Origin of the sequence: Sphingopyxis granuli, from assembly GCF_001559015.1 — a bacterium.
GTDB lineage: Bacteria > Pseudomonadota > Alphaproteobacteria > Sphingomonadales > Sphingomonadaceae > Sphingopyxis > Sphingopyxis granuli.
Window position 1 is genome coordinate 1,568,502 of sequence record NZ_CP012199.1, and the last position, 24,848, is coordinate 1,593,349.

The following is a 24,848-nucleotide window of genomic DNA, read 5'->3' on the forward strand; positions in this document are numbered from 1 at the left end:
CTTCAAAAGCCACGTCGGCACGACGTATAAGCGCGCCCTCACACGAATAAATCCGCGGAGGGACTAGGCTGTGTCAGACTGTCCCGACGACCTTGCTGCGCATCGGAAGACGCATCCCTATGGTGGGTGCATCACCCCATCATGGAGATGCGACATGCGCAAACCACGCGACATCGATTCGGAACTGAAGGCGCTCGAAGCCAAAGCGAAGACCCTCAAGGAACGCCGCGTTCGACAACTTGGCGAACTCGTCATTGCCACCGGCGCCGACGTGCTCGATGCCGACATGCTGACCGGCGCGTTGCTCGGCGCGGTCGCGACGAAAGATGCCCACGCGAAGGAGGGCTGGCGCAAGGCGGGCGCGAGCTTCTTTCAGCGCGGCGGGCGCAAAACCACAGCGCGATCTGATCACGGTGCAGCGAATGACACGGCGCCTGACGGCCATGCGGCATCGGCTTGAACTCGTGAAGGCACGAACCGGCACGCGCGAATGGCAGGTGAAGCGCCGCGAGCGCACGCGCCAGCTCATCGAACTCGGCGGGCTCGTCGTCAAAGCCGGGCTGGTCGAACTGACCTTTGACGATCGGGCGAAGCTCTATGGCGCCTTCCTCTGGATGGCCGAAAAGCTGCAGAGCGATCAAGGCGAACACGCCGCCGCGCTCTGGCAACGGCGCGGCAAACGCGCGTTCGAGGCCGAGGCGTTGCCGCGCGCCGACGCGTCTGCCATAGGCACGCCATGACACGCGAACTCACAGAAACGGTCCTCAGAGTCGTCGAGCGCGCGCCGCAATGGGTGCGGCGCGATCTCGATTCCAAAGACCCGGTCGCGCGCATCCGCGCCGAAGAGTCGCTCGCGGCGATGATCACCAACGCGCTCGAACGGCAGAGCGCCGCCTGAGGCTATTTGGCGCGGCGCGCGGGCGCCTTCTTGGGCCTGCCGCCGCGCCCCTTGGTGCCAAGCCCGATTTCTTTCGCAAGCGCGCGGCGCTTCTCGGCATAGTTCGGCGCGACCATCGGATAATCCTTCGGCAGGTTCCATTTGGCGCGATAATCGTCGGGAGTCATATTGTAGTGGGTCATCAAATGGCGGCGGAGCATCTTGAGCTTTTTGCCGTCTTCGAGACACACGATGTAATCGGGCTTCACCGACGCACGGATCGATACCGCCGGTTCCTGTTTGACTTCGGGTTCTTGGGCCGCGCCAAGTCCCGACAGCGCTTCGTGCACAGAACGGATGACGAGCGGAATATCCGATATCGCCACGCTGTTGTTGCTGACATGCGCCGCGACAATATCGGCCGTCAGCGTGACGAGCGTTTCGGTATCTTCCATTTGCGCCTCCGTTGCGATGCAGTTCGATAGTATTCTATCGATCTTCCCCATGCACCTTTGACGGCGCCGCTTCAACCATGTCGCGGCGCTGTCACCCGGCGACATCGCATCAACGCGCGACCGATCCGCTTCTCAACGGCCTTGGCGCTCATGCCGAGTTCATCGGCAATGCCCTGATAGGTCATGCCGCGCAGCCGGTGCATCAGGAAGATGCGCCGGGTCTTTCGCGACAGCGGGCGAAGCGCGCGCCAATAGGCGCGTCGCAAGTCCCTCGCTTCGAGCCGCCGTTCCTGTTCGGGCGGCGTCGGAGCGTCGCACGCCTCGTCGAACGGATAGAGAATTCCGCGCCGCTTTTGCTGGCGTATTCGGTTCAGCCATATGTTGTGCGCGATCCTAGTCAGATACGCCCGGGGATATTCGAGCTCGGCGAACTTGCCGCTGCCGTAAAAGCGCATGAACGCCTCCTGCGTCAGATCGGGCGCATCGTCGCGTCCGGCCTTCCGCCGGAAATAACCGAACACCCGCGCATGTTCGGCCCGATAGAAGGCCTCGAAGCTGACGGGCGGTGATCCGGGCTCACCCACAAAGTTTGGGCGTTCGCGGGTGCCGGTATCGCGTTGATGCCCGACGCGTGCGGCAGCTAGCATTGTGCCGCGACCGCGGCGCGGCATCGCGCGAGCGCCTGCACCATATGATAGTCTACGGTGGCGAGGCTGATACCCAGCCGCGCCGCAATTTCCTTGCAGCTCATGCGCTTCACCCGGCGCATCACAAACACCCGCCGCGTCTTGGGCGGCATCGCGCGCACGGTGCGCCGGTAGAGGCGGAGCATGTCGGCGGCCTCGATCCGCCACGTCTGCTCGGGCGGCACCGCTGCATCGCGGTCTTCCTCGAAGGGAAAGAAGATCGGCCTCCCTTGGCGTTTCCGGCGGGCGCGATCGATCAGCAGGTTGCGCGCGATCCGCGACAGATAGGCGGCGGGGTTATGAGCGCGGCCCGGCCCTCCGCTGCGCAGGAAGCGCGTGAATATCTCCTGCACCAGGTCGGGCGCCTCGTCGGGATCTACCCGTCGGCGCAACTTGCGCAGCAGGCGCCGATATTCGGTGTGATAGATGTCGTCGAACGACGCGGCGGGAACGGGCGCGGTCATGACCGTGCCTCCCGCTTGTCGAGCAGCGACAGCGGCGCATCGCGCGAGGCGCGATAGAGGGTGATGCCCGCTTCGATCCGGTCGAGAATGAAGCTGTCGCGCTCGGCCTTTGCGATGCGGATGTCGGCGCGTGAATAAATCTCAAGATCGACAGCACAGCGGTCGCCAAGCTCGCTGCGGATGATCTTACGGGCGCGGCACCAACAGCATTCTTCCTTGAACACCGGATGATTGACGACGATCCAGAGTTCGTAATCGGAAAAGTCGATCGTTCTCTTGTCTTCGTACCAGCTTCGCCGCGCATAGGGTCCGATCAGGATGATGCGCTTGATCCGCCCCGGCTCGGGCGCCTGCACGGATGATGGATCGAAGGAGCATCGCAGGATGCGCGCGATCCGTTCGATCTCGCGCTGCTTGCGGCGGATCAAATGGCCCACGCGCGCCATCACGACTTCGCGCGCGTAAACGTCGTTCGTTGGGGTAGACATGGTAAGCTCGCACAGCGGCGGTCCGCGCGTCGATGCGCGGATGTGCAAGCGGTGTCCGCTGTGTGCCGCTAGCGCGGTCTACAGCAACTGCCCGACCTCAGGCCGGACCTGCATGATGCTGGCAGGACGTTCCTCGGGATGGCCGCCAGTCATTCCATCCCGTGGCTGGGATTATGCCAGAATCGGCGAGTCCCGGCAAGCGGGACGGCGCCAGGGTTGTTCGCAGCTTCGCAAGCGGCGACCACATATGTCGGCATCACCGTTCGTTTACCGATAACGCGCTACGCTGGTGGTATGAAGCCGCGTCGTAATCCTCGATATCATGAGCCGCGCCGCTATGCCGGCGTCAAGCCTCGGCGAGCTGAACGCACGGCGTCCATCGGCGCCTATTTCGCTGGCGCAATGCTCATTGGCATCGGTGGGGGAACGGCATGGTCGGTTACCACACCCGAAGGACGAGAGGCGTTCATCGCGAATGCTAAAAATGTTGCCGTCAGTGCGGGTATGATACGAGAACGCGCGCCTCGGGAAGGCGATTACTGGCGTGGGTGCGATGACGCTCGGGCCGCCGGAACGGCGCCGATCTATCGTGGTGAACCTGGCTATCGCGAAGGGATGGACGGCGACAACGACGGAATCGCGTGCGAGCCCTATCGTTGACCGTGCTATGACACATTCCGACCGATTGCGGACATTGGGCCTCTAACCTAATCTGGGGCAATGGAAGCAGAACTCAGATCGCTTGCTACGCAAGATGGGGAATTCCTGACCGACATCGGGCCAGTCGGAGATTCGTTCTGTTTCACCGTCCGTGCTGAAATTGGTTCTAAGGGCAGCGTCGGAGCGGATCTGTTCGATTTTGACGTTTGTTCGCCAAGCTGGCTCGATTCCGAACTCGATCGACACTCAGTGCTGCCCGGTGGTCAGAGGCTATTCATGCGTAAATTCGAGCCCGACGCGGTGGAACTATATGTCCGCAAGCGCCTTCGGCACGCCACCGGTGCAAAATGGAATGAAATCGCAAGTAAAATTGGCGAATGGGCGCGATGGGAGTTTGCGGGCTAAAAAAGCCAACGTCCGCTCCCCCACCCCAAGCTTGCCGTTCGAAGCTAAGACTTTGAGGCGCTTTCAAGCTCCGCAATTTTGTCGGAGCAGACCTGATGGACGACGCGCCCCAATTCCTCAACGCGCTCGCCAAGCCAGCTCAACTCCTCTTCGCTGATCCGGAAATGTTTTGAATATCTCGCCTTGGTGTACGCTTCCTTCAGCTTCTGGAACATCGCGCGTTCGGCGCGATTGGTTTCCGGCCATACCCCATGCAGGCGCCGATCAAGCCCTTCGGCAAGCGACCGCAGGAAGGCGATGTTGTGATTATAGGGCGTGTAGCTCGTCAATGTGAGAAGCACGCAGGAATAAAGGCGCTCGGTAGCCTGATGAAGATTGAACGCGGCCTCGTTTAAATTCCCGCGCTCTGTTAGAAACTTAAACGACGCGTGAAAAGCGTCGGCGCTGGGATACCATTTGGCGTAATATTCCTTCGCCATGGCGAGCGCCTGTTCGGGCGTCTTCGGCTTGGGCGTGGCCAATTCCCGGTCATCGGCATCGTAGAGCGCAATCCCGTCCTTCGCGACCTCCATGAAGAAAACGCGGCCATGGGCGAGCCCATCGTTCACTTCGTGGAGCGAGTGAACGATGAAATTGACGGGCGTGCGCAGCGTCTTCTCGATCGTGTAGGCGCGGATTAGCCGTTCCTCGGCCTTCGCCCAATAGGCGGCGCGATCGGTCAGCTCCTTCTGGCTGACGATGACAAGAATATCATAGTCTGACTTGTATTGGTTCGCCGACAGCGGCGCATCGATCCAGTCGCCGCGGGCGTGGCTGCCGAACAGGATGATTTTCAGGATGCGGGCGCCCTTGCGGCGCCCGGTCGCGTTTTCCGTCGCCTGACCGAACTCGTCGAACAATATCTCGACGATGCGCTCAAGCTCGCGCTGCTTGGCGGCGGGAAGGTGATCGACGTCGGTTCGCATGGGCCAGGAATCTTCGGGCAATGCCCGTCACTTGGCAAGAACAGATTGCCCGGCGCTTTGCGCCGGGCCAAAATATCTAGAGGAACGGCAGCGCCGTTCCTCCGATGATGGGAACGTGTCAGGCGGCTTCGCGAAGCTCTGGTTCTCCCGTATTGTCGGGGCGCGCGATCAGCGCCGCGATATTCTCGCTCCGCTCGACACAGCCGACGCCGCCGCGTTCCGTGTAAGCGGACGGCGGGAAGGCGAACCAGCGGGGAAGCCAGCCGTCGACCTTCGCCCGGCCATTACTGCCGGTGAGACAGTCGACAAGGATGCCGCGCTGCACCTTCGTCGTCGCTCCCGCATTCGCCTCCGCTACGTCGGTTCCCGCGACCTCGGCGACGACCGCATTGAGCAATTGCTTGTCGCGGATGAGATCGGGAAGCACGGCACTATCGTTCCAGCATGTCCGCATGTCGGTTCCGGTGATCTGGCCCAGCATATCAACCTCGGCGCTGCCGACGGCAAGCGTCTCGCCCATCACGACGGGAAGGATGCGCATCACCGCCTCATCGGACAGCGCCGCCAAGCGGGCGTACAGTCCGGCAATGCCATGATCGCCGTCGTAGCCGCCAACCACGGTGGGCGTTTCGGTATCGAACCCAAACAGGTCGAGAACCGACCGCCGCGCCTTGTCGAACGCTGCTTCGCTCGGCGACACCTCGACGCTCTCGGCAATCACATCGCTCGGCGCGCGCTGCTTCTCGACATCGACCCGCCAAAGATGCGATCCAACGATGGCGTGAGCCACCACCATGCGCAGCGCAATGCCCGGTTCGGACAGCAAGGATACGCGAACGGCGGCATGGCGGTGAAGGTCGATATAATTGCCGAGCGCCGCGCTGATTTCAGGACGCGCGGGCTTGGCAACTTCGGTTCCCGCTTCGCCCTTGGCGCGCTGCCGCGCTTCCTTCATCGTGATATAGCCTTCGTGGAAGGCGACCTCGCCGCGATGGCTGACGGTCACGAATATCTTGCCGCCCTTCTTCTTCGGGCAACGCTCATGCTCCCAGCTATTGAAGTATGAACCGCGCTCCATGACGACGACATCGGACCAGCCAACACCGCGATAGAAGTCGGCTTGCTTCTCAACCTCGGCTAATTGCGCGGCCCAGAATGCTTCGGCGTCGGCAAAATAGCCGTCCTCGCCGAACAGGTCCGAAATGACGACGCCCTTGTAATCGGCAAGGTCGAACATCGCGACCTTGGCCGCAATTGCGCTGCCGCCGAACAGCCATGATTTGAGCTGGCTTCCGGTCGGGGCGTGCTTCTCGGGGCAATCGACCAGCGCCAGCCATTCGCGCTGTTGCGCCTTGGTGGCGAGGGTGAGGTGTCGCATCGTCACCGCATCGATCTTGTCGCTGCGATAGAGACCCCGGATGCGTGGCAAGAGATTGCCGATGGCGAGGGTCCGCTTCACCTGTAACGAGGTGAGTCCAAAGGTCAGGCCGATGTCCTCGATGCTCCGGCCTTCACGGACAAGACGGGTGAAGGATTCGCAGCGGTTAATCTCGTCGGGGTCGAGACGGGCGATATTCTCGATGAGTGAGGCTTCGAGCGCCGCTGCGTCGTCACCGGCTTCCATCACCGCACAGGGCAGCGGGTCGATGCCGCCGCATTCTTCGGCGATGGTCAGCGCCGCATGATAGCGCCGTTTACCCGCAACGATCTCATAGGCATCTTCCGAACCATTGGGGCGAACGATTAGCGGGACCAAAATACCGCGTGCCCGCACCGACGGCAGGATATTGGTGAGGTCCGGCTTCTTGGCGACGCCGCGCATGTTGGCGGGCGACACGGCAAGCTGCGACAGTTCGATATGCTTGAGTTCCATGATCCTATCTCCTTTGCTCTTTCCAAACCACCGCAGCCCCGGCTGAGCGGGGTGGGCGGCGAGAGCGACCGGAGAGGCCCGCCTGCAAGGCAGGGCGCACCCGAAGGGCTGCAACGAAGTGAAAGACCCCGAAAGGAGTTGCGCCCTGCCGGGCGGGCCTCAGAGGAGAGCGACCGACCACCCCGCACGGCCGGAGGCCACGCCAGCGCGCGGCACGCGCGATGACCTCCGGGCGGAGCCAGGCTCCGGCCATTGGCGTCAGCGATCGTTACGGCGTCAGCCGACGAGACGGTGCGAAGCGGCGGCTCGGTGGAGCGAAGCGGAATAGAGCGCAGCCGCCGCAGGCGGGACGCCACAAAGACCTGATCGAGCAGGTTGTACATGTCGAAACTTTGGCCGTTCTGGCCGATTCCTGACAGTCCGGTCTCGGCACCCGCTTCGGGGTGAGGGCTATCAAGCGGCCACCCGAGATCTGCGATTTAGAAATGGTCGCCGTCTTCGAAGCTTTTCTTGAGTTGCTGGGCCAGCGCGCTGACGCCTGATTTTCCTGCCGCCAGCTTCCCGACGCGTTCCCTCGCCGCTTCATAGCCGATCATTGGTTGCAGCGAGTCCCGCTTGAGAATCTTGAAGCGGCCTTCGGTCGTTCCGACGTCGCCTTGTAAGACAGCAACGATGAGCAGGAAATTTTCGTCATCGTCCACATAGCGGGCAATGAACGCCGTCGGCCCAGACGCATCGCCGCCTTGTGCCCAAGTAAGGAAGAGCTGGCGCGGGTCAATCGTGGACAAGACCTCGCTAAGTGACATCGAAGAATAGCGACCTTCCACTATCCGCGCGATCCGGTCCATCTCTGCGGCTGTAAAGAGCCACTCCGATTCAGGCTTGCGTTCGTCACCGAAGCGCCCTTGAAAAAAGACGTCATGGCGATAGAGGCTCGTGAGCCAGCCAATCGACGCCCCGGACTTGAACATGGTATCGAGCACGGCCGCTCGGTCATCGCCAACCTGTTGAAGTAGATGCGGAACCAGACGCTCCGCGCGATCCCATAGCGAAAAGACCCAAAAGCGGTCGAAAGGCCGCGCGCGATAGGCTGCGTCGAGACCCTCGGCAAATCCAAGCAATATGGTGCGTGCTTTTGCCTGATCGAGCGTCGGTATCCGGTCACCGACGCGTTCGAGAAGCAGGTCGGCCTTGCCGACAGGGCGCGAGGCATTCGCCTCGTGAAGCTCGATCAGTGTCTTGGCAACGGCAGCGGGATCGGTGTCGGCGGCGTCCCAGAATTGATCGAAATCGCTCTGCATGAGCGAATAAGATGGCGCCGCGAGCGCAAAATACTGCCGGTAATGATCGGGACTGAGCAACCGCCGGTTGGCGATCATTATGTTGCGGGCGGCGTGCGATACGCGGGCAAGGAGGTTGAAGCCTTGGCCCTGCTTGCCATAATCGACCTCGATTCCCGGCAGATGTTCAGCGAACTGCGCACGATAATAGGGATTTTCCCAATGTTCCTCGCCCATCGCCTGCTGGAGCTTCTTCAGCATGTCCGAGCGCTCCTGCTCGTCGACACGCGCGGCACCAATCGCGACCTCTGCCGCGACGGCGCTATAATCCTCGACCCAACGATAGAGCCTCGGATTGCCATCCTTGAGCAATTGCAGCCAAACGAGATCGGCGAAATCGAGACCAGCCTCTCGCAGCGGAGACCAGAGAAGGCGGATCGAATCGAGGGCGCGGTTGACGGCGCGCGGCGTGGTCAGCCACGTTCCGCCCTCCTGTTCTACGACCATCTTAAGACGGATCATTACGCCTTCATCGAGGTTGACTGCAATGTCGCGCAGCTCGCTCTCGAACCAGAAGCGAAGCTGAAAGGTCTCGGGCTGGGGCACCATGATCGTGAGCTGGACAATCTTCTCCAGAAAGGCCCGGCCATCGTCGATGTTCGCGGCGGTCTCGATGCTTTTGGCAATGACATTGCCGTCATAGCAAAGCAGATAGACGACATTGGGCAGGTCGGCGACCGAGCGGGCGAGGCGTAGCACCTCGATCGTCTCGGCGGGTTCGAGACGGTCGAGATCGTCGATCGTGACGATGATGCGGTGATCGAGCGCCCCCAAGGCTTCCTCAAGCTCGCGTTTCAGTTCGGCAAGCGGCTTGCCTGCCTTATCGCGCGCGCCAGCCTCGCCCGCCGCGCTGATCGCCTTGCCCGCGCCGGCGAGAATCGGATTGGCCATGAGCGAACCCGCGACCTCGACAAGCCCGCCAAATTTGCCGAGCGCGCCCGCGAAATCCCGCACTGCATCGACCGCGCGTTTCGCCTTTGCCCCGGTCGCCCGCGTCGCGTCTCCCCGGTCGGCCTCTATCCGTTCGATCGCCATAGCAAGCTCGGCGAACAACGCTGCGAGCAATGCATCGCGTTTACTCACCAGCCACGGCCGAAACGGCACAAGGCTGTGCGGCAGTGCCCCATCTTTTTCGAGTTCCCGCTCGATGAGATGTAGCAGGCTGGATTTGCCCGACCCCCAGCGCCCTTCGAGCCCGATGACCATGCTGTCGCGAATGGCCGGATCGGTCAGGATCTCGGCAATACGCCCGGCGAGCGGCTCGAAACCGAGCCGGTCGACATCGCCCTTGCCGAGTTTCCGATCGCCGCGCATCGTCGAACCGGCTTGCTGGTTTTGCTCCGTCATCCCCAACCTCTACCAAATGCGCAAATCCGGAAAAGCACCTTTACAGACCAGTCCGGATCAGTGCGCTCGACCTCCGACGGCAAAAGGCCCGCCTGCAAGGCAGGGCGCACCGCAGGCCGGAACAGAGTGGAGGACCCCGCAGGGGTTGCGCCCTGCCGGGCGGGCCTCAAAGGAGAGCGGCGCCCCCCCCGCACGGCCGGAGGCTACGCCAGCGCGCGGCACGCGCGATGACCTTCGGGCCGGAGCCAGGCTCCGGGCCCTCGCGTCAGCGATCGTTACGGCGTCAGCCGACGAGACGGGGCGTAGCGGCGGCTCGATGGAGCGAAGCGGAATAGAGCGCGGCCGTCGCAGGCGGGGCGCCAAGCCAATCCGTAGCTGGTTGCATGGGGAGCTCGTTGCTGACCGGCCGCGGAGCGGTCGAGCAGGACGAAAAAAAGGGCGGAAGCATAGCCTCCGCCCTTTCGATTGTTCGGCTTGTTGTTGCTGTCAGAAGCGGAAGCCGCCGGTGGCGACGATCTGATGGCGCGACGCCGAAATGCCGGTGTCGAACCCGCCGGAGCTGTATTCGCCATAGTCCGAATAGCGATATTCGAGACGAGCGAAGTTGATCTGGCCGACAAGCTCGGCGCCCGCGCCGACGCGAAAGCCGTCGAGCGTATCGCTGTCGCTGATGCTGCCAGTGCTGTCCGCATAACGTGCCTTGATGCGGACGTTGGTGTAACCGCCCTTGGCGTAGAGGAGAACATTCGAGCCTACCGCGAAGCCGACGCGCGCACCAACATAGAGGTCGCGCGATGCGGAGATCGACGCTTCATCGCCAGCTTCGAGGATGTCGGTCACCGATTCCTTGGCGGTCGAATCCGCCAGTTCGGCTTCCACGCCAACCACGGCATTGCCGAGATCGAAATCGTACCCCGCGGTAAGGCCGTAGGCAAAGCCGCCCTTCGACGCGCTTTCGCCGTCGAGGCTCAGCTTGACGCTGTCATAGCCCGCGACGAGGCCGACCTTCGCGCCGCCGAGCGAGGCATCTTCCTGCGCGTAGGCGGGAACGGAAACAACACAGGTGGCGAGAACCGCAAAAACTGCTTTTTTCATTCTAATTCCTCCAATATTCTTGGCGCAAAGCGCGGCGCCCATTTGGAGAAATGCTCCCGTAAGTCAATCTGATTTACTTGCTTCATGGCAAACACTTGTTAGGTGTTGCGCTATTGCTACAGTTTCGGCTTGATTGAGGAGCGACGTTCGCGCGGGACTTAATCGAGGATTAATTACCTGCGAAACTAACTTCTTTCTCTCAGCTTTCGTCATCAACGGTGCTTCCTACCGGCGCCGAATCGGGAAACTGGTCTGAATGGGCTGATCGCGTGCGCCAATCTTGGCCCCGTAGCCGGTGGCTGGGACAGTATGGGAAAAATATTTACGCCGCCTTTTTGTACGACAGCGGACGACAGGAAACGCCAGAGGACACTACGCCACCCGACGCGACCCGAGATGCCCCGAAGGGACGGTTGTGCTGCGCATCCGTATCACCAATTCTAGCTCCAGGCGTGACCACCGACCCTCACATGATGGAGTATAGCTAATGCCCGTTCCCGACAGGATCATCCGTCTCCGCACCGTACTTGCTCGCACTGGCCTGTCGCGGTCGACGCTCTACCGAAAGATGCACGAAGGCACTTTCCCGCAGCGGGTGAAGATCAACGTTCACGGTGCCGGATGGCACGAGTCCGCCGTCAACCGATGGATTGCCGATCCGCCCGCCTACCGCGCCGACAATGACAATCCGCCGTTCGATGGCGGGCCGATATGAAGAAGGACGAAACGCCGCGCACGCGGCTCGTGACGGCCGCGAACGATAACCCGGCGTCGATCGATCCTGACGCCGTTGATGCGGCACTGACACGCGTCGCCGAAGCGATCGGGCGGCATATCGCTCGCGAGCATATCCGAACGGCCGCCAACGACAACGAGCTACAGAAAAACCCGTCGGCCCCAAAGCGTTGACGCTAGGGTAGGCCCGCGCGAGACTGTCTTATCCGGCTGCGCGGCCTCTTGGTGCCGCGACATGGAAAGGAAGATGTCATGATCCGCGCCGCGCTCTATGCCCGCTATTCCTCCGACCAGCAACGCTCGGCGTCGATCGCCGACCAGCAGCGCATCTGCCGCGAACGCGCGGAGCGCGAAGGCTGGGTGATTGCGGACAGCTATGCGGATGCTGCCATCTCGGGGGCGAGCATGATCCTGCGGCCGGGTATCCAGTCGCTGCTCGCCGATGCGCAAGCGGGGAAGTTCGATATGGTGGTCGCTGAAGCGCTCGACCGGGTATCGCGCGATCAGGCCGATGTCGCGACATTGTTCAAGCATCTCCAGTTTGCGCGCGTTCCGCTCGTGACGCTGGCCGAAGGCGAAATCAGCGAGCTGCACGTCGGGCTCAAGGGCACGATGAACGCGCTGTTCCTCAAAGACCTTGCCAAGAAGACGCATCGCGGCCTTCGCGGGCGGGTCGAGAAAGGCTTCTCGGCGGGCGCCGTCGGCTATGGCTATCGGATGGTGCGGCGGCTTTCGAGCGAAGGCGAGTTGGTGCGCGGCGAGCGCGAGATCGATCCGGCCGAGGCGCTTGTCGTCGAGCGCATCTTTCGCGAGTTCGCGAGTGGAAAGAGCCCGCGCGCGATCGCGCGCGATCTCAACGCCGAAGGCATCTCCGGCCCGAAAGGTGCTGCTTGGCGCGATACCAGCGTCCGCGGCGACGTGCGGCGCGGGACCGGCATCATTAACAACGAACTTTATGTCGGAGTGCGCGTCTGGAACCATAAGCAATATGTCAAAGACCCCGGCACGGGAAAGAGCGTCAGCCGTCTCAATCCCGAATCCGAATGGATCCGGAAGGAGGTTCCCGATCTGCGTATCGTCAGCGACGCGCTGTGGGAGGCGGTGAAGCGCCAGCAGGCGGACATCGCCCGGCGCTATGTTGCGGTAAAGGAAGCCGCGCAGGCGCGAGCGCTGCACGCCAAGCGGCGTCCGGCCTATCTGCTATCGGGCCTTCTCGAATGTGGTGTCTGTGGTGGTCCTTATGCGATCGTCGTCCACGATCGCTATGGCTGCACCGGACATCATCGCAAGCGCAGTTGCACCAATGGGCGGACGATCCGGCGCAGTGAACTCGAACGCCGCGCGCTCGTCGGCATCGCCGACCGGCTGGTGTCGGCCGACAAGATCGAAGCGGCGGTGAAGGCTTATGCAGAACACATCAATCGAGAGAATCGCGAGCAGCGTATTCAGGCCGACGCGGACACCCGCGCGCTTGCAAGGATCGACCGAGCGGTCGCCGGCATCATGGCGGCGATTGAGGACGGGCTCTATCAGCCGTCGATGAAGGCGCGGATGGCGGAACTCGAGCGCGAGAAGGCCGAAGTCAGTGCGCGGCTCATCGAAGCCCCGCCAGCCATTCCGGATGTTCATCCCGGCATCGCCGAAATCTACAAGCGCAAGGTCGCGGCACTGACTGACACTCTCAACAGCCCCCAAACCCAGCTCGATGCCTCATCCGACATCCGTTCCATCGTCGGCAAGATCGTGCTTCATCCCGGTGAAGGGCGCGGCGAGGTCGACGCTACGCTTCACGGGTCGCTGATCGGCATTCTTGACTTCGCTAGCGACACGCCAAACCCGGACCCGAGCCGAGTTATAACATCGGTGGTCCCGGGTTCGCCGGGGCGACGGCAGGGAGGTACGACGGCGGTACGGAAATCCGGCGAGACGATGACAAAAAGGCTCCGAAACCATGCGGTTTCGGAGCCTTTTTGTCTCTTGCGAGAGGAAGAGAGGCTTAGGCCTCTTCGCCCTCGTCGGCCGCAGGCGCGTCTTCCGCAACCGCTTCCGACGGCGGTGTCGCGTCCTCGAACTCGTCCTCGCTGTCGGGTTCCAGCGCCGCGGCGACCGCTTCGGCATGTTCTTCCTCGAACATGGCCGCGATCACGTCGATGCCCTGGCTCTGCATTTCGGCTTCGTCGGGCGAGCGGGCGACGTTGACGCCGACGGTGACGCTCACCTCGGGGTGCAGCCGGACCTTGACGTCGAACAGGCCGAGCGACTTGATCGGGCGTTCGAGCTCGACCATCGCCTTGGTGATGTTGGTCACGCCGTCCTCGACCAGCGCGTCGACGATGTCGCGCACCGACACCGAGCCGTAGAGCTGGCCGGTGTTCGACGCCTGGCGGATCAGCACGACCTGCTTGCCGTCGACGTCCTTGGCGCGGCCTTCGGCGGCGCTGCGGCGTTCGGCGTTGTCGGCCTCGATCTTCGAGCGGTTCGCTTCGAACAGCTTGCGGTTGGCGTCGTTCGCGCGCAGCGCCTTGTGGTTGGGCAGCAGATAGTTGCGCGCAAAGCCGTTCTTGACGGTGACGACGTCGCCGATACCGCCCAGTTTCTCGATACGTTCGAGCAGGATGATTTCCATCGGTCCGCCCTCCTTACTTCACGATGTAGGGGAGCAGGCCGATGTGGCGAGCGCGCTTGATCGCGCGGGCCAGCTCACGCTGCTTCTTGGTGGATACCGCGGTGATCCGCGACGGGACGATCTTGCCGCGCTCCGACAGGTAACCCTGGAGCAGGCGGACGTCCTTGTAATCGATGACCGGTGCGTCCTTCTGGCTGAAGGGGCAGGTCTTGCGGCGACGGAAAAAGGGTCGTGCCATGGTGCTTCTCCTTATTCTTCGCCGTCGCGGTCACGGCCACGGCCGCCGCGGCGTTCCTGCTTGCGCATCATCACCGACGGACCCTTTTCGAGCTCGTCGACGCGGATCGTCATCCAGCGGATGATATCTTCGTTGATCGCAGCCTGGCGCTCGATCTCGGCGACGGCTTCGCCCGGCGCTTCGACAGACACCATCGCATAGTGACCCTTGCGGTTCTTCGCGATCTTGTAGGCGAGCTGCTTCAGGCCCCAAGTTTCGGTCTTGTGGATCGTGCCCTTGTGGTCGGTGACGATCGTGGCGACATTTTCCGCCAGCGCGTCGACCTGAGCCTGGCTCAGGTCCTGACGCGCGATGAATACATGCTCGTAGAACGGCATGGTTGCGCTTCCTTCATTTGGCCGATCGCTGATTTCGCGCCGATCGCGAAACCCCTCCGGCTGTCGTCCGGCTTTGCCTGTTCATGCAAAGCAAACGGGGCGACAGGCACAAGGCCTCGCCCCGAATGCGGGCGCCTATACAGATTTCAGCGCGATAAGCAAGGGTGAGGCGGGCAGAGATTCGCGCAGAGGCGCAGAGATCGCAGAGGAGAAATATCGGGCCGCAAGGCCCCTTCCTTCCTTTGCGTCGCGGCCTGCCGCGCCGTCGTAAGTGAATGCCGCTTCGCGGAAGGCGCCATCTCTCTCTCTGCGATCTCTGCGCCTCTGCGCGAATCCTCTAAGAGCCAAGGCGCTCCAGCAACTCCCGCCCGAATTCGGTCAGCGTGTCGTCGCGCGCGCCGAGGATCAGAATGCGGTCGCCGGGCTTCGCCGCGTCGAGCATCGCCGCGCCGCATGCCGCGCGCGTCGTCAGGTGGACCGCGTCTCCACCGCCGGCGACGATGTCGGCGACCAGCGCCTCGCTGCCGATGCTGCGGTCGACGGTGCCGCCGAAATAGACCGGATCGCAGACGAACAGCCGGTCGCCGTCGCGCATCCCGCACGCAAAGCTCGCCGCCAGTTCCTGGCCCATCTGGCGGAGCGGACCATAGCCGTGCGGCTGGAAGAAGAGCAGCGCGCGGCCCGGCAGTTCGGCGACCGCCGCCAGCGTCGCGGCCACCTTGTCCGGATTGTGCGCGAAATCGTCGATGACGGTGACGCCGCCCGTCTGGCCGAGCACCTCGTAGCGGCGCGCGAGGCCCGCGAAATCGGCCAACGCCGCGACCGACTGCGCCACCGGGATATTGAGCGAGCGCGCCGCCGCGATCGCAGCGAGGGCGTTGGCGGCATTGTGGCGTCCCGGCATCCGCAGGCGCGCGGCGTGACTGTCGCCCGCGAAATGCACGGTGAAGCGGCATCCGTCGGGCAGCGGCTCGAAATCGCTGCCGCGCACCGCCGCAGCGTCGGAAAAGCCGAAACGCAGGACGTTGCCGCCGGCGAGCAGCGGCGCCGATTCGGCGTCGTCGGCGTTTATCACGGCGACGCGCGCCTTTGCGGCGAAATCGCCGAACAGCCGATGCAGTTCGTCGAGGCTCTTGTGGTCGAGGCTGATGTTGGTGACGACCGCGACGTCGGGGCGATAGAGCACGATCGACCCGTCGCTTTCGTCGACCTCGCTGACATAAGTCGCCGGATCGCCGATCAGCGCGCTGGCGAAGGGGGTGTCGGCGCTGGCGAAATTGCGCATCACCGCGCCGTTCATCACGGTCGGCCTCCGCCCCGCGCTCTCCAATATCCAGCCGATCATCCCGGTGACGGTCGACTTCCCGCTCGTTCCGCCGACGCCGACCGCCGTGTCGGCGGCGTTGAACAGCGCGGCGTTGAGGTCGGCGCGCGTCAGCCGCGGCAGGCCGAGCGCGCGCGCCGCCGCGACGTCGGGCACGTCATCCTCGACCGCGGCGGAGGCGACGAGCGTCTGGCCCGCCGCGACGCCGCTACCGTCCTGCGGAAACAGCGCGACGCCGCGGCCGGCGATCCACTCGAACTTGTCGGGCGTGCGCCCCTGGTCTCGGCTGCGGTCCGACCCCGAAACCGCGGCTCCGCGCGCCGCGACGATCATCGCCAGCGGCAGCATCCCCGATCCGCCGATGCCGCAGAAGAAATAGGATTTGTTTTCGGCCATGCCCGCGCGTTATGGCCTTGGAGACGGGTTTGCAACCGGCACTCAGCGCTTGGGAGGTGCTTCTAGTCATGCGCATCGGAATCGTCGCCCCCTCGACCCCCATATTGCCCGACGATGCAGAGGCGGTGCGCGCGATCGCGGCGCTCGGCTATCCCGAGGTCGAGTTGGTCTTCGACCCGCAATGCTTCGTCAGCCATGGTCATTTCGCGGGCGCCGACGCGGTGCGGCGCGAGGCGCTGGTCGCGATGGCGAACCGTCCCGACATCGACGCGATCTGGTTTGCGCGCGGCGGCTATGGCGCATGCCGGATCGCCGGGGACGCCGTCGCCGCGATGGGGGAGGGCGCGCGGCACAAGGCGTTCCTCGGCTATTCGGATCAGGGCAATCTTCTCGCCTGCCTCTATCGCGAGGGGTTCGACCATGTCGCGCACGGCCCGATGGTCGCCGATGTCCGCCGCGCGGACGGCGAGGCGGCGGTGGCGCGTGCGCTCGACTGGCTGGTCGCGCGCGATCCCGCCGCCTGCGAGCCGGGCCTCGCCCACGGTGCGCGCCATGCCGCGTTCAACCTGATGACGCTGTCGATGCTGCTCGGAACCCCGCTCGAACCCGATCTCGGCGGCCATGTGCTGCTCGTCGAGGAGGTGAGCGAATATCTCTATGCCTTCGACCGCGCCTTCTTCCATGTCGCAAGCTGCCTCGCGCCGCGCGGGCTGGCGGGGCTGCGCCTCGGCCGCGTCAGCGATGTGCCCGTGAACGACCGGCCGTTCGGGATGGAGGCGGAGGCGATCGCGCGAGACTGGTGTGCGCGAACCGGCATCGCCTGGCTCGGCCGCGCCGACATCGGGCACGATGCGACGAACAAGGTCGTTCCCTTCGGCTTGCATCGCGCCGGGTGAGGCAATAGGCGCGGGTGTGACAAATCACACCAAGGGGACGCCAGATGCGCGCATTCATCTTTCCAGGTCAGGGCAGCCAGTCGGTCGGCATGGGCAGGGCGCTCGCCGACGCGTCAAGCCACGCGCGCGAGGTGTTTCAGGAGGTGGACGAGGCGCTCGGCCAGCATCTGTTTAAGCTGATGAGCGAGGGGCCGGAAGACGAGCTGACGCTGACCGAAAACGCGCAGCCGGCGATCATGGCGAACGCGATCGCGACGCTGCGGGTGCTGGAAAAGGAAGGCGGCGTGACGCTGACGGCGATCGCGGACTATGTCGCGGGCCACAGCCTCGGCGAATATACGGCGCTGTGCGCGGCGGGAGCGTTCGACCTCGCGACCGCGGCGCGGCTGCTGAAGACGCGCGGGCAGGCGATGCAGGCGGCGGTGCCGGTCGGCGTGGGCGCGATGGCGGCGCTGCTCGGCGCCGACATCGACACCGCGCAGAAACTCGCCGACGCGGCGGCCGAGGGCGAGGTCTGCACCGTCGCCAACGACAACGACCCGTCGCAGGTCGTGATCTCGGGCCACAAGGGCGCGGTCGAGCGCGCGGTCGCGCTGGTCAAGGACTATGGCATCAAGCGCGGCGTGCTGCTGCCCGTCTCGGCCCCCTTCCACTGCCCGCTGATGCAGCCCGCCGCCGATGCGATGGCCGAGGCGCTGGGCGCGAATCCGCCCGCCGCGCCGCTGGTCCCGGTGGTCGCCAACGTCACCGCGGCGCCGGTCAGCGATGCCGACACGATCCGCGACCTTCTCGTCAGCCAGGTGACGGGCCGCGTCCGCTGGCGCGAAAGCGTCCGCGCGATGGAAGATATCGGCGTCGACCGCTTCGTCGAAATCGGCGGCAAGGTGCTGTCGCCGATGGTCAAGCGCAGCGCCGGCGGCGAGGTGGAGACGGTAAGCGTGATTTCGATGGACGATATTGAAGCGCTGCTGAAGGCTTTTTAGGATTCACGCGGAGACGCGGAGATTGCAGGGAAAATGGCTCGACCAGATCGCAGGAAGTCGATGTCCGGCCGCCCGGCCCAGGTATAAAGGAATGACACGATGTTCGATCTCACCGGCATGACCGCCCTCGTTACCGGCGCTTCGGGGGGCATCGGGTCCGCGATCGCGCAGGCGCTTGCCGCGCAGGGCGCGCGGCTTGCGGTTTCGGGTTCCAATGCCGACAAGCTGAACGGCTTCCGCGACAGCCTCGGCGGCGATGCGGTCGCCTTGCCGTGCAATCTCGGCGATGCCGCCGCGGTGGACGCGCTCGTGCCTTCGGCGGTCGAGGCGCTGGGCGGGACGCTCGATATTCTCGTCAACAATGCCGGCGTCACGCGCGACAATCTGATCCTGCGCATGAAGGACGAGGAATGGTCGGACGTCATCCGCATCAACCTCGAGGCGAATTTCCGCCTGTGCCGCGCCGCCGCCAAGCCGATGATGAAGGCGCGTTTCGGCCGCATCGTCTCGATCACCAGCGTCGTCGGGGCGACGGGCAATCCGGGGCAGGCCAATTATGCCGCGTCGAAGGCGGGCGTCACCGGCATGACCAAGGCGCTGGCGCAGGAACTGGCGAGCCGCGGTGTCACCGTGAACTGCGTCGCACCGGGCTTCATCGCCACCGCGATGACCGACGGGCTGCCCGACGCGCAGAAGGAAGCGCTCAACCAGCGCATCCCGGCGGGCCGGATGGGTGAAGGAAGCGACATCGCCGCCGCGGTCGTCTACCTCGCGTCGCGCGAGGCCGGCTACGTCACCGGCCAGACGATCCACGTCAACGGCGGCATGGCGATGCTGTCCTGATCCATTTGCCGCCCCTGCCTTTGCAGGGGCGGCATGTCACGGCATGTTGGCGATCGCTCTCGTCGCCCTCGTCATTCGACCATGCAGTCGATGAAGCGCGGCCCTAGAATTTATAGCCGACGGTTACGCCATAGGTGGCCGGATCCCCGAATCCCGAGAAAGCCCCATCCCCGACGGGAACGGTCTTCGTTCTGTAGAGCTTGTCGGTGATATTGCGGCCGAACAGCGTAAAGGACCAGTTGTTGAGCGTATAGGTGATCCGCCCGTTCAAGATGCCGTAAGCCGGCTCTTCCGCAGTCGGGGTGTTCTCGATGAAGAAGAACATCGAGCTTTGATAAACATAGTCGGCGTTGAAGGAGATTTCCGAATTCTCGCCGACGCTTTTGACATAGGAACCGGAGATCGTGAATGCGTTCTTCGGCGCCTTGCCGAGCCGGTTTCCGGACAGGTCCGTCCCGTCGGTTCCGATGATGAATTTCTTCACCTCCGTATCGAGATACGCGTAATTCCCTGACAGCGTCAGCCCGGGAACCGGCTTGGCCAGCACCTCGAGTTCTATGCCCTTGACGACGGCGTCCGAAGCATTGGTCAGGATGCGAAGCGCCGAAGACTGGTCGCCGGGAATGGTCAGGATGCGATTGCTGACCTGGAGATCCTGATAGTCCATGTAGAAGCCGGCGAGATTGATCTGCAGGCGGTTGTCGAACCATCGCGTCTTGGTGCCGATTTCATAGTTCCAGGCGATTTCCGGAAAGAATGCGCGCGAGGCCGCGGCCGCAGTGGGAGCCAGCCCCTGGAAGCCGCCCGACTTGAATCCCTTCGACACGGTTGCGTAGATCAGGGCGTCCTCGCTTGGCGAGAAATCGATCGTGACCTTCGGCGTAAAGGCGTTGAAGTTCTTCTGCACCGAAACGTCGAACGCCGAAATTCCCGGCGTAAGGCCGTTGGTCGCGGTCCCGCCCGATTCATCGGTCAGGATGTTGTGCAGGCGCTTGTCGTCGTGCGTGTAGCGAACGCCCGCCGTCAGGTTCAGCCGGTCGGTGAGCTTGTACGTGCCTTGCGCGAAGCCGGAAATGCTCGTGGTTCTTGCGTCCTGATTCCATAGCGGCCGGGATGTCTGCCCCTTGAAATCGCGATCATAGCCTTCGAGCCGGTGGACATCGTCCCTGAGGAAATAGAGGCCCACGACCCACGTCAGGGGCCCGCTGTCGGGAAGCGAAGCCATGCGGAGTTCCTGCGAGAAGAAATCCGATTTTTCCCGCGCCGACAGATAGGAAAGGAAATAGCCCGCCGGCAGACCGATCGAATCCTGCGCGCTGTCCGACAGTACGTGGCGATAGCCGGTGATCGAGGTCAGAATGCCCACGTCCGTCGTCAAATCGGCGCGTGCCGACAGGCCCCACAGATCGACCTCCGCATAACCCCGGCGCGACGTCTCGATCGTCCACGGATCGGGAAGCGGTGTGTAGCCGAGTGTATTCCTGGTGTAGTTCCCGACTTCGAACGGTTTTGCCGAAACGCCGTCCTGACGAAAGCGTGAGACATCGCCCGATAGCAGGATTTCCAGATTGTCGCTGGCCGTGATCGCGATCTTGGAGCGCAGGTTGGTGGAATTTATCCCGTCGGTATCCTTGCCGGTCGGAGCATAGGTGTAGAATCCGTCGCGCGAGCGTGTCGTGAAGGAGAGGCTGGCAGCGACGCCTTCGGCGAGCTTTCCGTTCACGCGCGCTTTTGCCTGTCTCAGATCATAGTTGCCGAGGGTTACCTCGGCCGCTGCCGAGAATCGCTCGGTCGGTTTCTTGGTGACGATGTTGATCGCGCCGCCGACGACGTTGCGGCCGCTCAGCGTGCCTTGCGGTCCGCGCAGCATTTCGATGCGCTCGATATCGTACAGTTCGAAAACGGTGCCCGAGCTGCGGCCGATATAGATGTCGTCGAGGAACACGACCACCGACCGGTCGCTCCCCGCCCCGCGCTCGTTCGACCCGATACCGCGCATCGTGAACGTCGGATCCGCCGGACCCACGTTGTCGCTTTTGAAACTGGGGGCATAGGACGCCAGGTCATAGACGTCGTTCAGGCCGGCCTTGGCGATGGAATCGCCACTCAGCGCATAGATGGAAATCGGGACGCTCTGCAGGTTTTCGCTGCGCTTCTGCGCGGTGACGACGATATCGTCGATCCCGCCATCTCTCGCGGCTTCCTGCTCCGCCGCCTGCGCGCCGGATGCGGCCAACAGAGTCGCCTGCAGGGCCAGGGCCGACAGTCCCACCTTATAATTCAACCGCATCGCTTCCTCCCTTTTGGAGGCCATTCCACGGCCTCTTCCACGCCGTGGATAGTGACAGCCGCTTTCTCCGTCAACAATTAATACCGGATTTATTCTATATGGTAGAAGCAGGTGCATGTTCGATTATACGAATAATTCGCCGGATATGGCTGCTTTGACGCGGTATCGCGCCAACCTCTTTCCCGATGCGCCGATGGGGTGGTTCGGTGCCTGGCAATCGTAATTGACTAATATTTCCGGATATAATATCAAATTGCAGAAGCCGAAGTTTTGGGGGGAACGAATGATGCAATGGCGGGAATGGCAAGCAGGCTTCATGGCGATCGCCTTGCTGGGCGGCCATGCGCCCACCGCCGCTCAGGAGCGCTCCGATTGGCACGGTGCTCTGTTAGCCGACATCGAGAATATGCAATCGGTCGACGACGCGAACGCTTTGCAGATCGGGCGCTGGGCAGAGCTTGGATATCAGGAGCACAAAAGCTCCGCGCTTCTTCAGGAGCGCCTGGCGAAGGCCGGCTTCAAGGTCACCACGCCGATCGCGGGGATGCCGACGGCCTTTGTGGCTTCATATGGTGAAGGTAAGCCCGTCATCGGCATTCTCGCCGAATTCGATGCCTTGCCCGGACTGTCCCAGGCGGGTGTTCCCGTCAAACAGGCAATGGACGGGCACGACGCCGGCCATGGTTGTGGACACAATCTGCTGGGGGTCGGCTCGGTTCTGGCCGCTGTCGCCGTTCGGAACTGGCTGGCGGCGCACAAGGGGCGGGGTACGATCCGCGTTTACGGGACGCCTGCCGAAGAGGGCGGCGGCGGCAAGACATATCTGGTTCGCGATGGTCTGCTGAACGACGTGGATGTGATGATGAACTGGCATCCCGACAGCTACAATGCCGCCGTCACCAAATCGAACCTCGCGATGATCACCGGCAAATTCCGCTTCCACGGTTATGCCACGCACGCCTCTGCCGCGCCGGACAAGGGGCGGTCGGCGCTCGACGGGGTCGAGGTGATGAATGTGATGGCCAATATGATGCGCGAACATATCGGTGAAAAGTCGCGCATCCACTATGCCATAACCGGGACGAACCCGGCCCCGAATATCGTGCCCGATTTCGCAGAGGTCTATTATTTCGTGCGCGACCCGGACGCGCAGGAGGCCCAAAGGCTTTGGGATCGCATCGTCAAGGCGTCGGAGGGCGCCGCCCTCGGCACCGGCACGACGGTCGACCATGAAGTGCTGACGGGTCATTACGGCTATCTGCCCAACACCAGGCTGTCGCAGATTTCTCATGACAATCTGAAACGGGTGGGCGGTGTGATCTATGATGCGCAGGAAATGGCTTTTGCCCAAACGCTGATCCAGAGTTTCCAGCAGCCTGTACCGAAGATCGATCGGGCGCGGGAAATCCAGCCCGTCGAGTTGAATCCCACCGACATCTGGACGGGATCGTCGGATGTCGGCGATGTCTCGTGGACGGTGCCGACCAACTGGATCAGGACCGCGACTTATGTGCCCGGCACCTCGGGCCATTCATGGCAGGCCACCGCGGCCAGCAACATGTCCATCGGCTTGAAGGGTATGCATGTCGCCGCCAAGACGATGGCGCTGACGACGGTCGACCTGATGCTGTCCCCCGAACTTGTGGCCGAAGTGAAGGCCGAGTTCGTCGAGCGTCGCGGGACTGGGTATCGATATGTCTCGCTTGTCGGGGATCGCAATCCGCCGCTCGACTATATGAAGTGAACGAAGGGAATCGGTCCGTGGAAAGCCCGACCCTTCCGGTCGCGCGAACGACGCTGTTCGTGCCCGCCGATCGCCCGGATCGCTATGCAAAAGCCCTCGGCAGCGGTGCCGACATCGTTTGCGTGGATCTGGAAGACGCCGTCGCATGCGTGAACAAGGCGGCGGCGCGCGACGCAGTCGCAGGGTTTTTCACCATCGCCGCCAAGCCGGAGGTTCGTCGCGCCTTGCGGATCAACAGCCTTTCGACCCTCGATGGACTGAAGGACCTGCTCCACCTCGAAACCTGCGCCATCAGGCCCGATGCCGTCCTGTTGCCCAAGGCATGCTGTTCCAACGACGTCCGTTCGCTCGCCGCGCTGATGGACGAGATCGACCTGCGCTGTCCGATCATCGCGATTGTCGAGACGGCGGAAGGTCTGGAAAACGCATCCGAAATCGCCATGGCGCCGCATGTTGCTGCGATCTGCTTCGGATCGGCCGACTATTCCGCCGAAACGGGCAGCGGGATGCACTGGGACGCCCTGCATTATGCCCGCGGCCGGATTGTTCAGGCCGCCGCACGCGCAGGCATCCTCGCACTTGATGGCGCGTGACTCGCCATCGCGGACATGGACGGCCTCGCCGAGGAAAGCCGCCGGCTCCCGGGGATGGGGTTCGACGGCAGGGTCGTCATCCACCCATCTCAGGTCGCTGCCGTTCACGAAGCCTTCCGGCCCGACGACCGCGATGTCGAACGCGCGAGAAAAATCGTCCTTGCCGTGGAAGGTCAGGGCGGGGCGGCCGTCAGCGTCGATGGCCACATGGTCGACCGCCCGGTCATCGCATGGGCCCGACGCTTGTTGGCGCGCGCATCACCCGGCGTCGGGTGATCCGGAAGCGTCGTTGATGGGGCGCGGATAAACGATATGCTGCGCGAAGTTCAGCTTATCCAGCGGGTGGATGTTGACCGTCACTTCCAGCTGCTCGCCCTTCGCGCTGTAGAAGCGCGTTATGTAGCGCATGCCGATCGTGCCTTCGGGAACCTTCAGAACCTTCGCCGCCTTGTCGCGAATGACGATGGCGCGCATCTCCTGACGAACTTCGACGATGCTCTCGTCGTATATTTCCTGAAACATTTTGAAGATGATGAGCGTGTTTTTATTAACGCGCTCGTAAATCTTGGGAAAGGCGCGGTTGATGAAAACCTGGGTATAGCCGACGACTTCTTCCGACGTGTTGCTCGACCGATATCCTTCGATATGCAGCCATTCCTGGGCGGACGGGCACTGCAGCATCTCCGCCACATCCTTTCGCGCCACGATCAGATTCTTGTCGGTGATCTTCAGCTTTGCCATGTTGGAGTATTGCGTGATGGAATCGAACGCCTGGACGACATAGGGACTGGTCGTCGCCAGGGTCGCTTCCACTCGCGTGCCGCCACGGCGGCGGATCGATATCACGCCTCCGTTCTTCAACTGCTCCAATGCCTTGCCGACGGTATGCTTGCCGACGCCGAACGCTTTCGCGAGCTCGGGAACCGGCGGCAGGAGCGACCCGACCGGATACAGCTCGCTGTCGATATCTTCGCGCAGCCATGATGCGATCTGCTGGTAAAGCGGCACGCCCTTTTGTGCAATTCGCTGGTTCGGTTTCTGAGCCATGATTTTCCAAGGTTTTGAGGGGCGCTTCCGCCCCGTTGCGACCGCCCCATATCACAGGATTTACCCGAAGTTGAGCGCCTATGCGGCGGCCTATGCGCGCT

The 24,848-nt window shown here is 63.0% G+C and carries 27 protein-coding genes and 1 pseudogene; 14 read left to right on the top strand and 14 right to left on the bottom strand.

All coding sequences use genetic code 11. The features are described from left to right. Positions 1-154 precede the first annotated feature (154 nt). Genes SGRAN_RS07230 through SGRAN_RS22540 form a run of 3 tightly spaced genes read left to right on the top strand, consistent with a single transcriptional unit; the run spans position 155 to position 898 of the window. Positions 155-460: a conjugal transfer protein TraD gene (locus tag SGRAN_RS07230; protein ID WP_067182078.1), complete on the top strand. Its 306-nt coding sequence runs from the start codon at positions 155-157 to the stop codon at positions 458-460. Then, entirely contained in the window at positions 444-740 is a 297-nt protein-coding gene (locus SGRAN_RS07235; RefSeq protein ID WP_067182081.1) for a conjugal transfer protein TraD, read from the top strand. Before SGRAN_RS07230 ends, SGRAN_RS07235 begins: the two co-directional genes overlap by 17 nt. Further along, on the top strand, positions 737-898 hold the full coding sequence (locus SGRAN_RS22540; protein WP_172709629.1) for a DUF6771 family protein: 162 nt from the start codon (positions 737-739) through the stop codon (positions 896-898). Before SGRAN_RS07235 ends, SGRAN_RS22540 begins: the two co-directional genes overlap by 4 nt. Positions 899-900: 2 nt before the next feature. Here SGRAN_RS22540 and SGRAN_RS07240 read toward each other — a convergent pair whose 3' ends face one another. The 4 genes from SGRAN_RS07240 to SGRAN_RS07255 all read right to left on the bottom strand — a co-directional run bounded on the left by SGRAN_RS07240 (position 901) and on the right by SGRAN_RS07255 (position 2,970). Further along, positions 901-1,332 carry a MucR family transcriptional regulator gene (locus SGRAN_RS07240; protein WP_067182083.1) on the bottom strand — a complete coding sequence of 144 codons (432 nt, stop codon included), beginning with the start codon at positions 1,330-1,332 and terminating at the stop codon, positions 901-903. A gap of 71 nt (positions 1,333-1,403) precedes the next feature. Beyond that, the gene (locus tag SGRAN_RS07245; RefSeq protein WP_067182086.1) at positions 1,404-1,916 is read right to left on the bottom strand and encodes an RNA polymerase sigma factor; all 513 of its coding nucleotides are present in this window, start codon (positions 1,914-1,916) and stop codon (positions 1,404-1,406) included. 56 nt (positions 1,917-1,972) lie between these two features. Then, positions 1,973-2,482 carry a sigma-70 family RNA polymerase sigma factor gene (locus tag SGRAN_RS07250; protein WP_082737128.1) on the bottom strand — a complete coding sequence of 170 codons (510 nt, stop codon included), beginning with the start codon at positions 2,480-2,482 and terminating at the stop codon, positions 1,973-1,975. After that, on the bottom strand, positions 2,479-2,970 hold the full coding sequence (locus SGRAN_RS07255; RefSeq protein ID WP_237233900.1) for a hypothetical protein: 492 nt from the start codon (positions 2,968-2,970) through the stop codon (positions 2,479-2,481). The genes SGRAN_RS07250 and SGRAN_RS07255 overlap by 4 nt, the downstream gene beginning before the upstream one ends. Positions 2,971-3,186: 216 nt before the next feature. Between SGRAN_RS07255 and SGRAN_RS22785 the strand changes: the two genes are divergently transcribed. Together SGRAN_RS22785 and SGRAN_RS21550 are read left to right on the top strand one after the other, a co-directional pair. Next, positions 3,187-3,630, top strand: coding sequence for an excalibur calcium-binding domain-containing protein (locus tag SGRAN_RS22785; protein ID WP_237233902.1), 444 nt, complete (start codon positions 3,187-3,189; stop codon positions 3,628-3,630). A 60-nt stretch (positions 3,631-3,690) separates the two neighbouring features. Continuing rightward, positions 3,691-4,035, top strand: coding sequence for an Imm8 family immunity protein (locus tag SGRAN_RS21550; protein ID WP_082737130.1), 345 nt, complete (start codon positions 3,691-3,693; stop codon positions 4,033-4,035). 44 nt (positions 4,036-4,079) lie between these two features. On the opposite strand, the gene SGRAN_RS07260 is transcribed toward SGRAN_RS21550, so the two are convergent. The 4 genes from SGRAN_RS07260 to SGRAN_RS07275 form a co-directional block, all read right to left on the bottom strand. Continuing rightward, complete coding sequence (locus tag SGRAN_RS07260) at positions 4,080-5,000, bottom strand: nucleotidyltransferase and HEPN domain-containing protein (protein ID WP_067182093.1); 921 nt, start codon at positions 4,998-5,000, stop codon at positions 4,080-4,082. Between the two features lie 118 nt (positions 5,001-5,118). Then, positions 5,119-6,873: a ParB/RepB/Spo0J family partition protein gene (locus SGRAN_RS07265; RefSeq protein ID WP_067182095.1), complete on the bottom strand. Its 1,755-nt coding sequence runs from the start codon at positions 6,871-6,873 to the stop codon at positions 5,119-5,121. 479 nt (positions 6,874-7,352) lie between these two features. Beyond that, the gene (locus tag SGRAN_RS07270; RefSeq protein ID WP_067182098.1) at positions 7,353-9,560 is read right to left on the bottom strand and encodes a KAP family P-loop NTPase fold protein; all 2,208 of its coding nucleotides are present in this window, start codon (positions 9,558-9,560) and stop codon (positions 7,353-7,355) included. Between the two features lie 486 nt (positions 9,561-10,046). Continuing rightward, the gene (locus SGRAN_RS07275) at positions 10,047-10,697 is read right to left on the bottom strand and encodes an outer membrane protein (RefSeq protein ID WP_237233913.1); all 651 of its coding nucleotides are present in this window, start codon (positions 10,695-10,697) and stop codon (positions 10,047-10,049) included. A 445-nt stretch (positions 10,698-11,142) separates the two neighbouring features. Here SGRAN_RS07275 and SGRAN_RS07280 point away from each other — a divergent pair, with 445 nt between their 5' ends. From SGRAN_RS07280 to SGRAN_RS22925, 3 genes and pseudogenes are all read left to right on the top strand, one after another. Then, positions 11,143-11,370, top strand: coding sequence for a helix-turn-helix transcriptional regulator (locus tag SGRAN_RS07280; RefSeq protein ID WP_067182103.1), 228 nt, complete (start codon positions 11,143-11,145; stop codon positions 11,368-11,370). Continuing rightward, a complete protein-coding gene (locus SGRAN_RS07285) occupies positions 11,367-11,564 on the top strand; it encodes a hypothetical protein (protein WP_067182106.1) in 198 nt (65 codons plus the stop codon). The genes SGRAN_RS07280 and SGRAN_RS07285 overlap by 4 nt, the downstream gene beginning before the upstream one ends. Positions 11,565-11,642: 78 nt before the next feature. Next, positions 11,643-12,716 (top strand): annotated as a pseudogene (locus SGRAN_RS22925) (recombinase family protein); the annotation flags it as partial. Between the two features lie 670 nt (positions 12,717-13,386). Here SGRAN_RS22925 and rplI read toward each other — a convergent pair. The 4 genes from rplI to SGRAN_RS07305 all read right to left on the bottom strand — a co-directional run bounded on the left by rplI (position 13,387) and on the right by SGRAN_RS07305 (position 16,351). After that, on the bottom strand, positions 13,387-14,016 hold the full coding sequence (gene rplI / locus SGRAN_RS07290; protein ID WP_067105617.1) for a 50S ribosomal protein L9: 630 nt from the start codon (positions 14,014-14,016) through the stop codon (positions 13,387-13,389). A gap of 13 nt (positions 14,017-14,029) precedes the next feature. Beyond that, a complete protein-coding gene (gene rpsR, locus SGRAN_RS07295; protein WP_033073748.1) occupies positions 14,030-14,254 on the bottom strand; it encodes a 30S ribosomal protein S18 in 225 nt (74 codons plus the stop codon). An 11-nt stretch (positions 14,255-14,265) separates the two neighbouring features. Continuing rightward, positions 14,266-14,631, bottom strand: coding sequence for a 30S ribosomal protein S6 (gene rpsF / locus SGRAN_RS07300; protein ID WP_067105615.1), 366 nt, complete (start codon positions 14,629-14,631; stop codon positions 14,266-14,268). 337 nt (positions 14,632-14,968) lie between these two features. Then, on the bottom strand, positions 14,969-16,351 hold the full coding sequence (locus tag SGRAN_RS07305; RefSeq protein WP_067182109.1) for a Mur ligase family protein: 1,383 nt from the start codon (positions 16,349-16,351) through the stop codon (positions 14,969-14,971). A gap of 68 nt (positions 16,352-16,419) precedes the next feature. Here SGRAN_RS07305 and SGRAN_RS07310 point away from each other — a divergent pair, with 68 nt between their 5' ends. The 3 genes from SGRAN_RS07310 to fabG all read left to right on the top strand — a co-directional run bounded on the left by SGRAN_RS07310 (position 16,420) and on the right by fabG (position 19,073). Continuing rightward, a complete protein-coding gene (locus SGRAN_RS07310; protein WP_067182112.1) occupies positions 16,420-17,247 on the top strand; it encodes an LD-carboxypeptidase in 828 nt (275 codons plus the stop codon). 44 nt (positions 17,248-17,291) lie between these two features. Continuing rightward, the gene (fabD, locus tag SGRAN_RS07315; protein ID WP_067182113.1) at positions 17,292-18,230 is read left to right on the top strand and encodes an ACP S-malonyltransferase; all 939 of its coding nucleotides are present in this window, start codon (positions 17,292-17,294) and stop codon (positions 18,228-18,230) included. Positions 18,231-18,329: 99 nt separating this feature from the next. Then, on the top strand, positions 18,330-19,073 hold the full coding sequence (fabG, locus tag SGRAN_RS07320; protein WP_067182116.1) for a 3-oxoacyl-[acyl-carrier-protein] reductase: 744 nt from the start codon (positions 18,330-18,332) through the stop codon (positions 19,071-19,073). Positions 19,074-19,176: 103 nt separating this feature from the next. Here the strand turns inward: fabG and SGRAN_RS07325 are convergent, their stop codons facing one another. Beyond that, a complete protein-coding gene (locus tag SGRAN_RS07325; RefSeq protein ID WP_082737131.1) occupies positions 19,177-21,480 on the bottom strand; it encodes a TonB-dependent receptor in 2,304 nt (767 codons plus the stop codon). 136 nt (positions 21,481-21,616) lie between these two features. On the opposite strand from SGRAN_RS07325, the gene SGRAN_RS07330 reads away from it, so the two are divergent. From SGRAN_RS07330 to SGRAN_RS07340, 3 genes are read left to right on the top strand one after another with little or no spacing between them, the layout of a single operon-like run. Continuing rightward, the gene (locus tag SGRAN_RS07330; RefSeq protein WP_237233916.1) at positions 21,617-23,107 is read left to right on the top strand and encodes an amidohydrolase; all 1,491 of its coding nucleotides are present in this window, start codon (positions 21,617-21,619) and stop codon (positions 23,105-23,107) included. Between the two features lie 17 nt (positions 23,108-23,124). Next, positions 23,125-23,700 (top strand): HpcH/HpaI aldolase/citrate lyase family protein, encoded by a 576-nt coding sequence (locus SGRAN_RS07335; RefSeq protein ID WP_067182123.1) that lies wholly within the window; start codon positions 23,125-23,127, stop codon positions 23,698-23,700. Between the two features lie 15 nt (positions 23,701-23,715). Next, positions 23,716-23,976, top strand: a complete 261-nt coding sequence (locus tag SGRAN_RS07340; protein ID WP_067182126.1) for an HpcH/HpaI aldolase/citrate lyase family protein — start codon at positions 23,716-23,718, stop codon at positions 23,974-23,976. Here the strand turns inward: SGRAN_RS07340 and SGRAN_RS07345 are convergent. Continuing rightward, positions 23,959-24,747, bottom strand: a complete 789-nt coding sequence (locus SGRAN_RS07345) for a GntR family transcriptional regulator (RefSeq protein ID WP_067105599.1) — start codon at positions 24,745-24,747, stop codon at positions 23,959-23,961. The two genes, SGRAN_RS07340 and SGRAN_RS07345, sit on opposite strands and share 18 nt — an antisense overlap. Positions 24,748-24,848 lie beyond the last annotated feature (101 nt).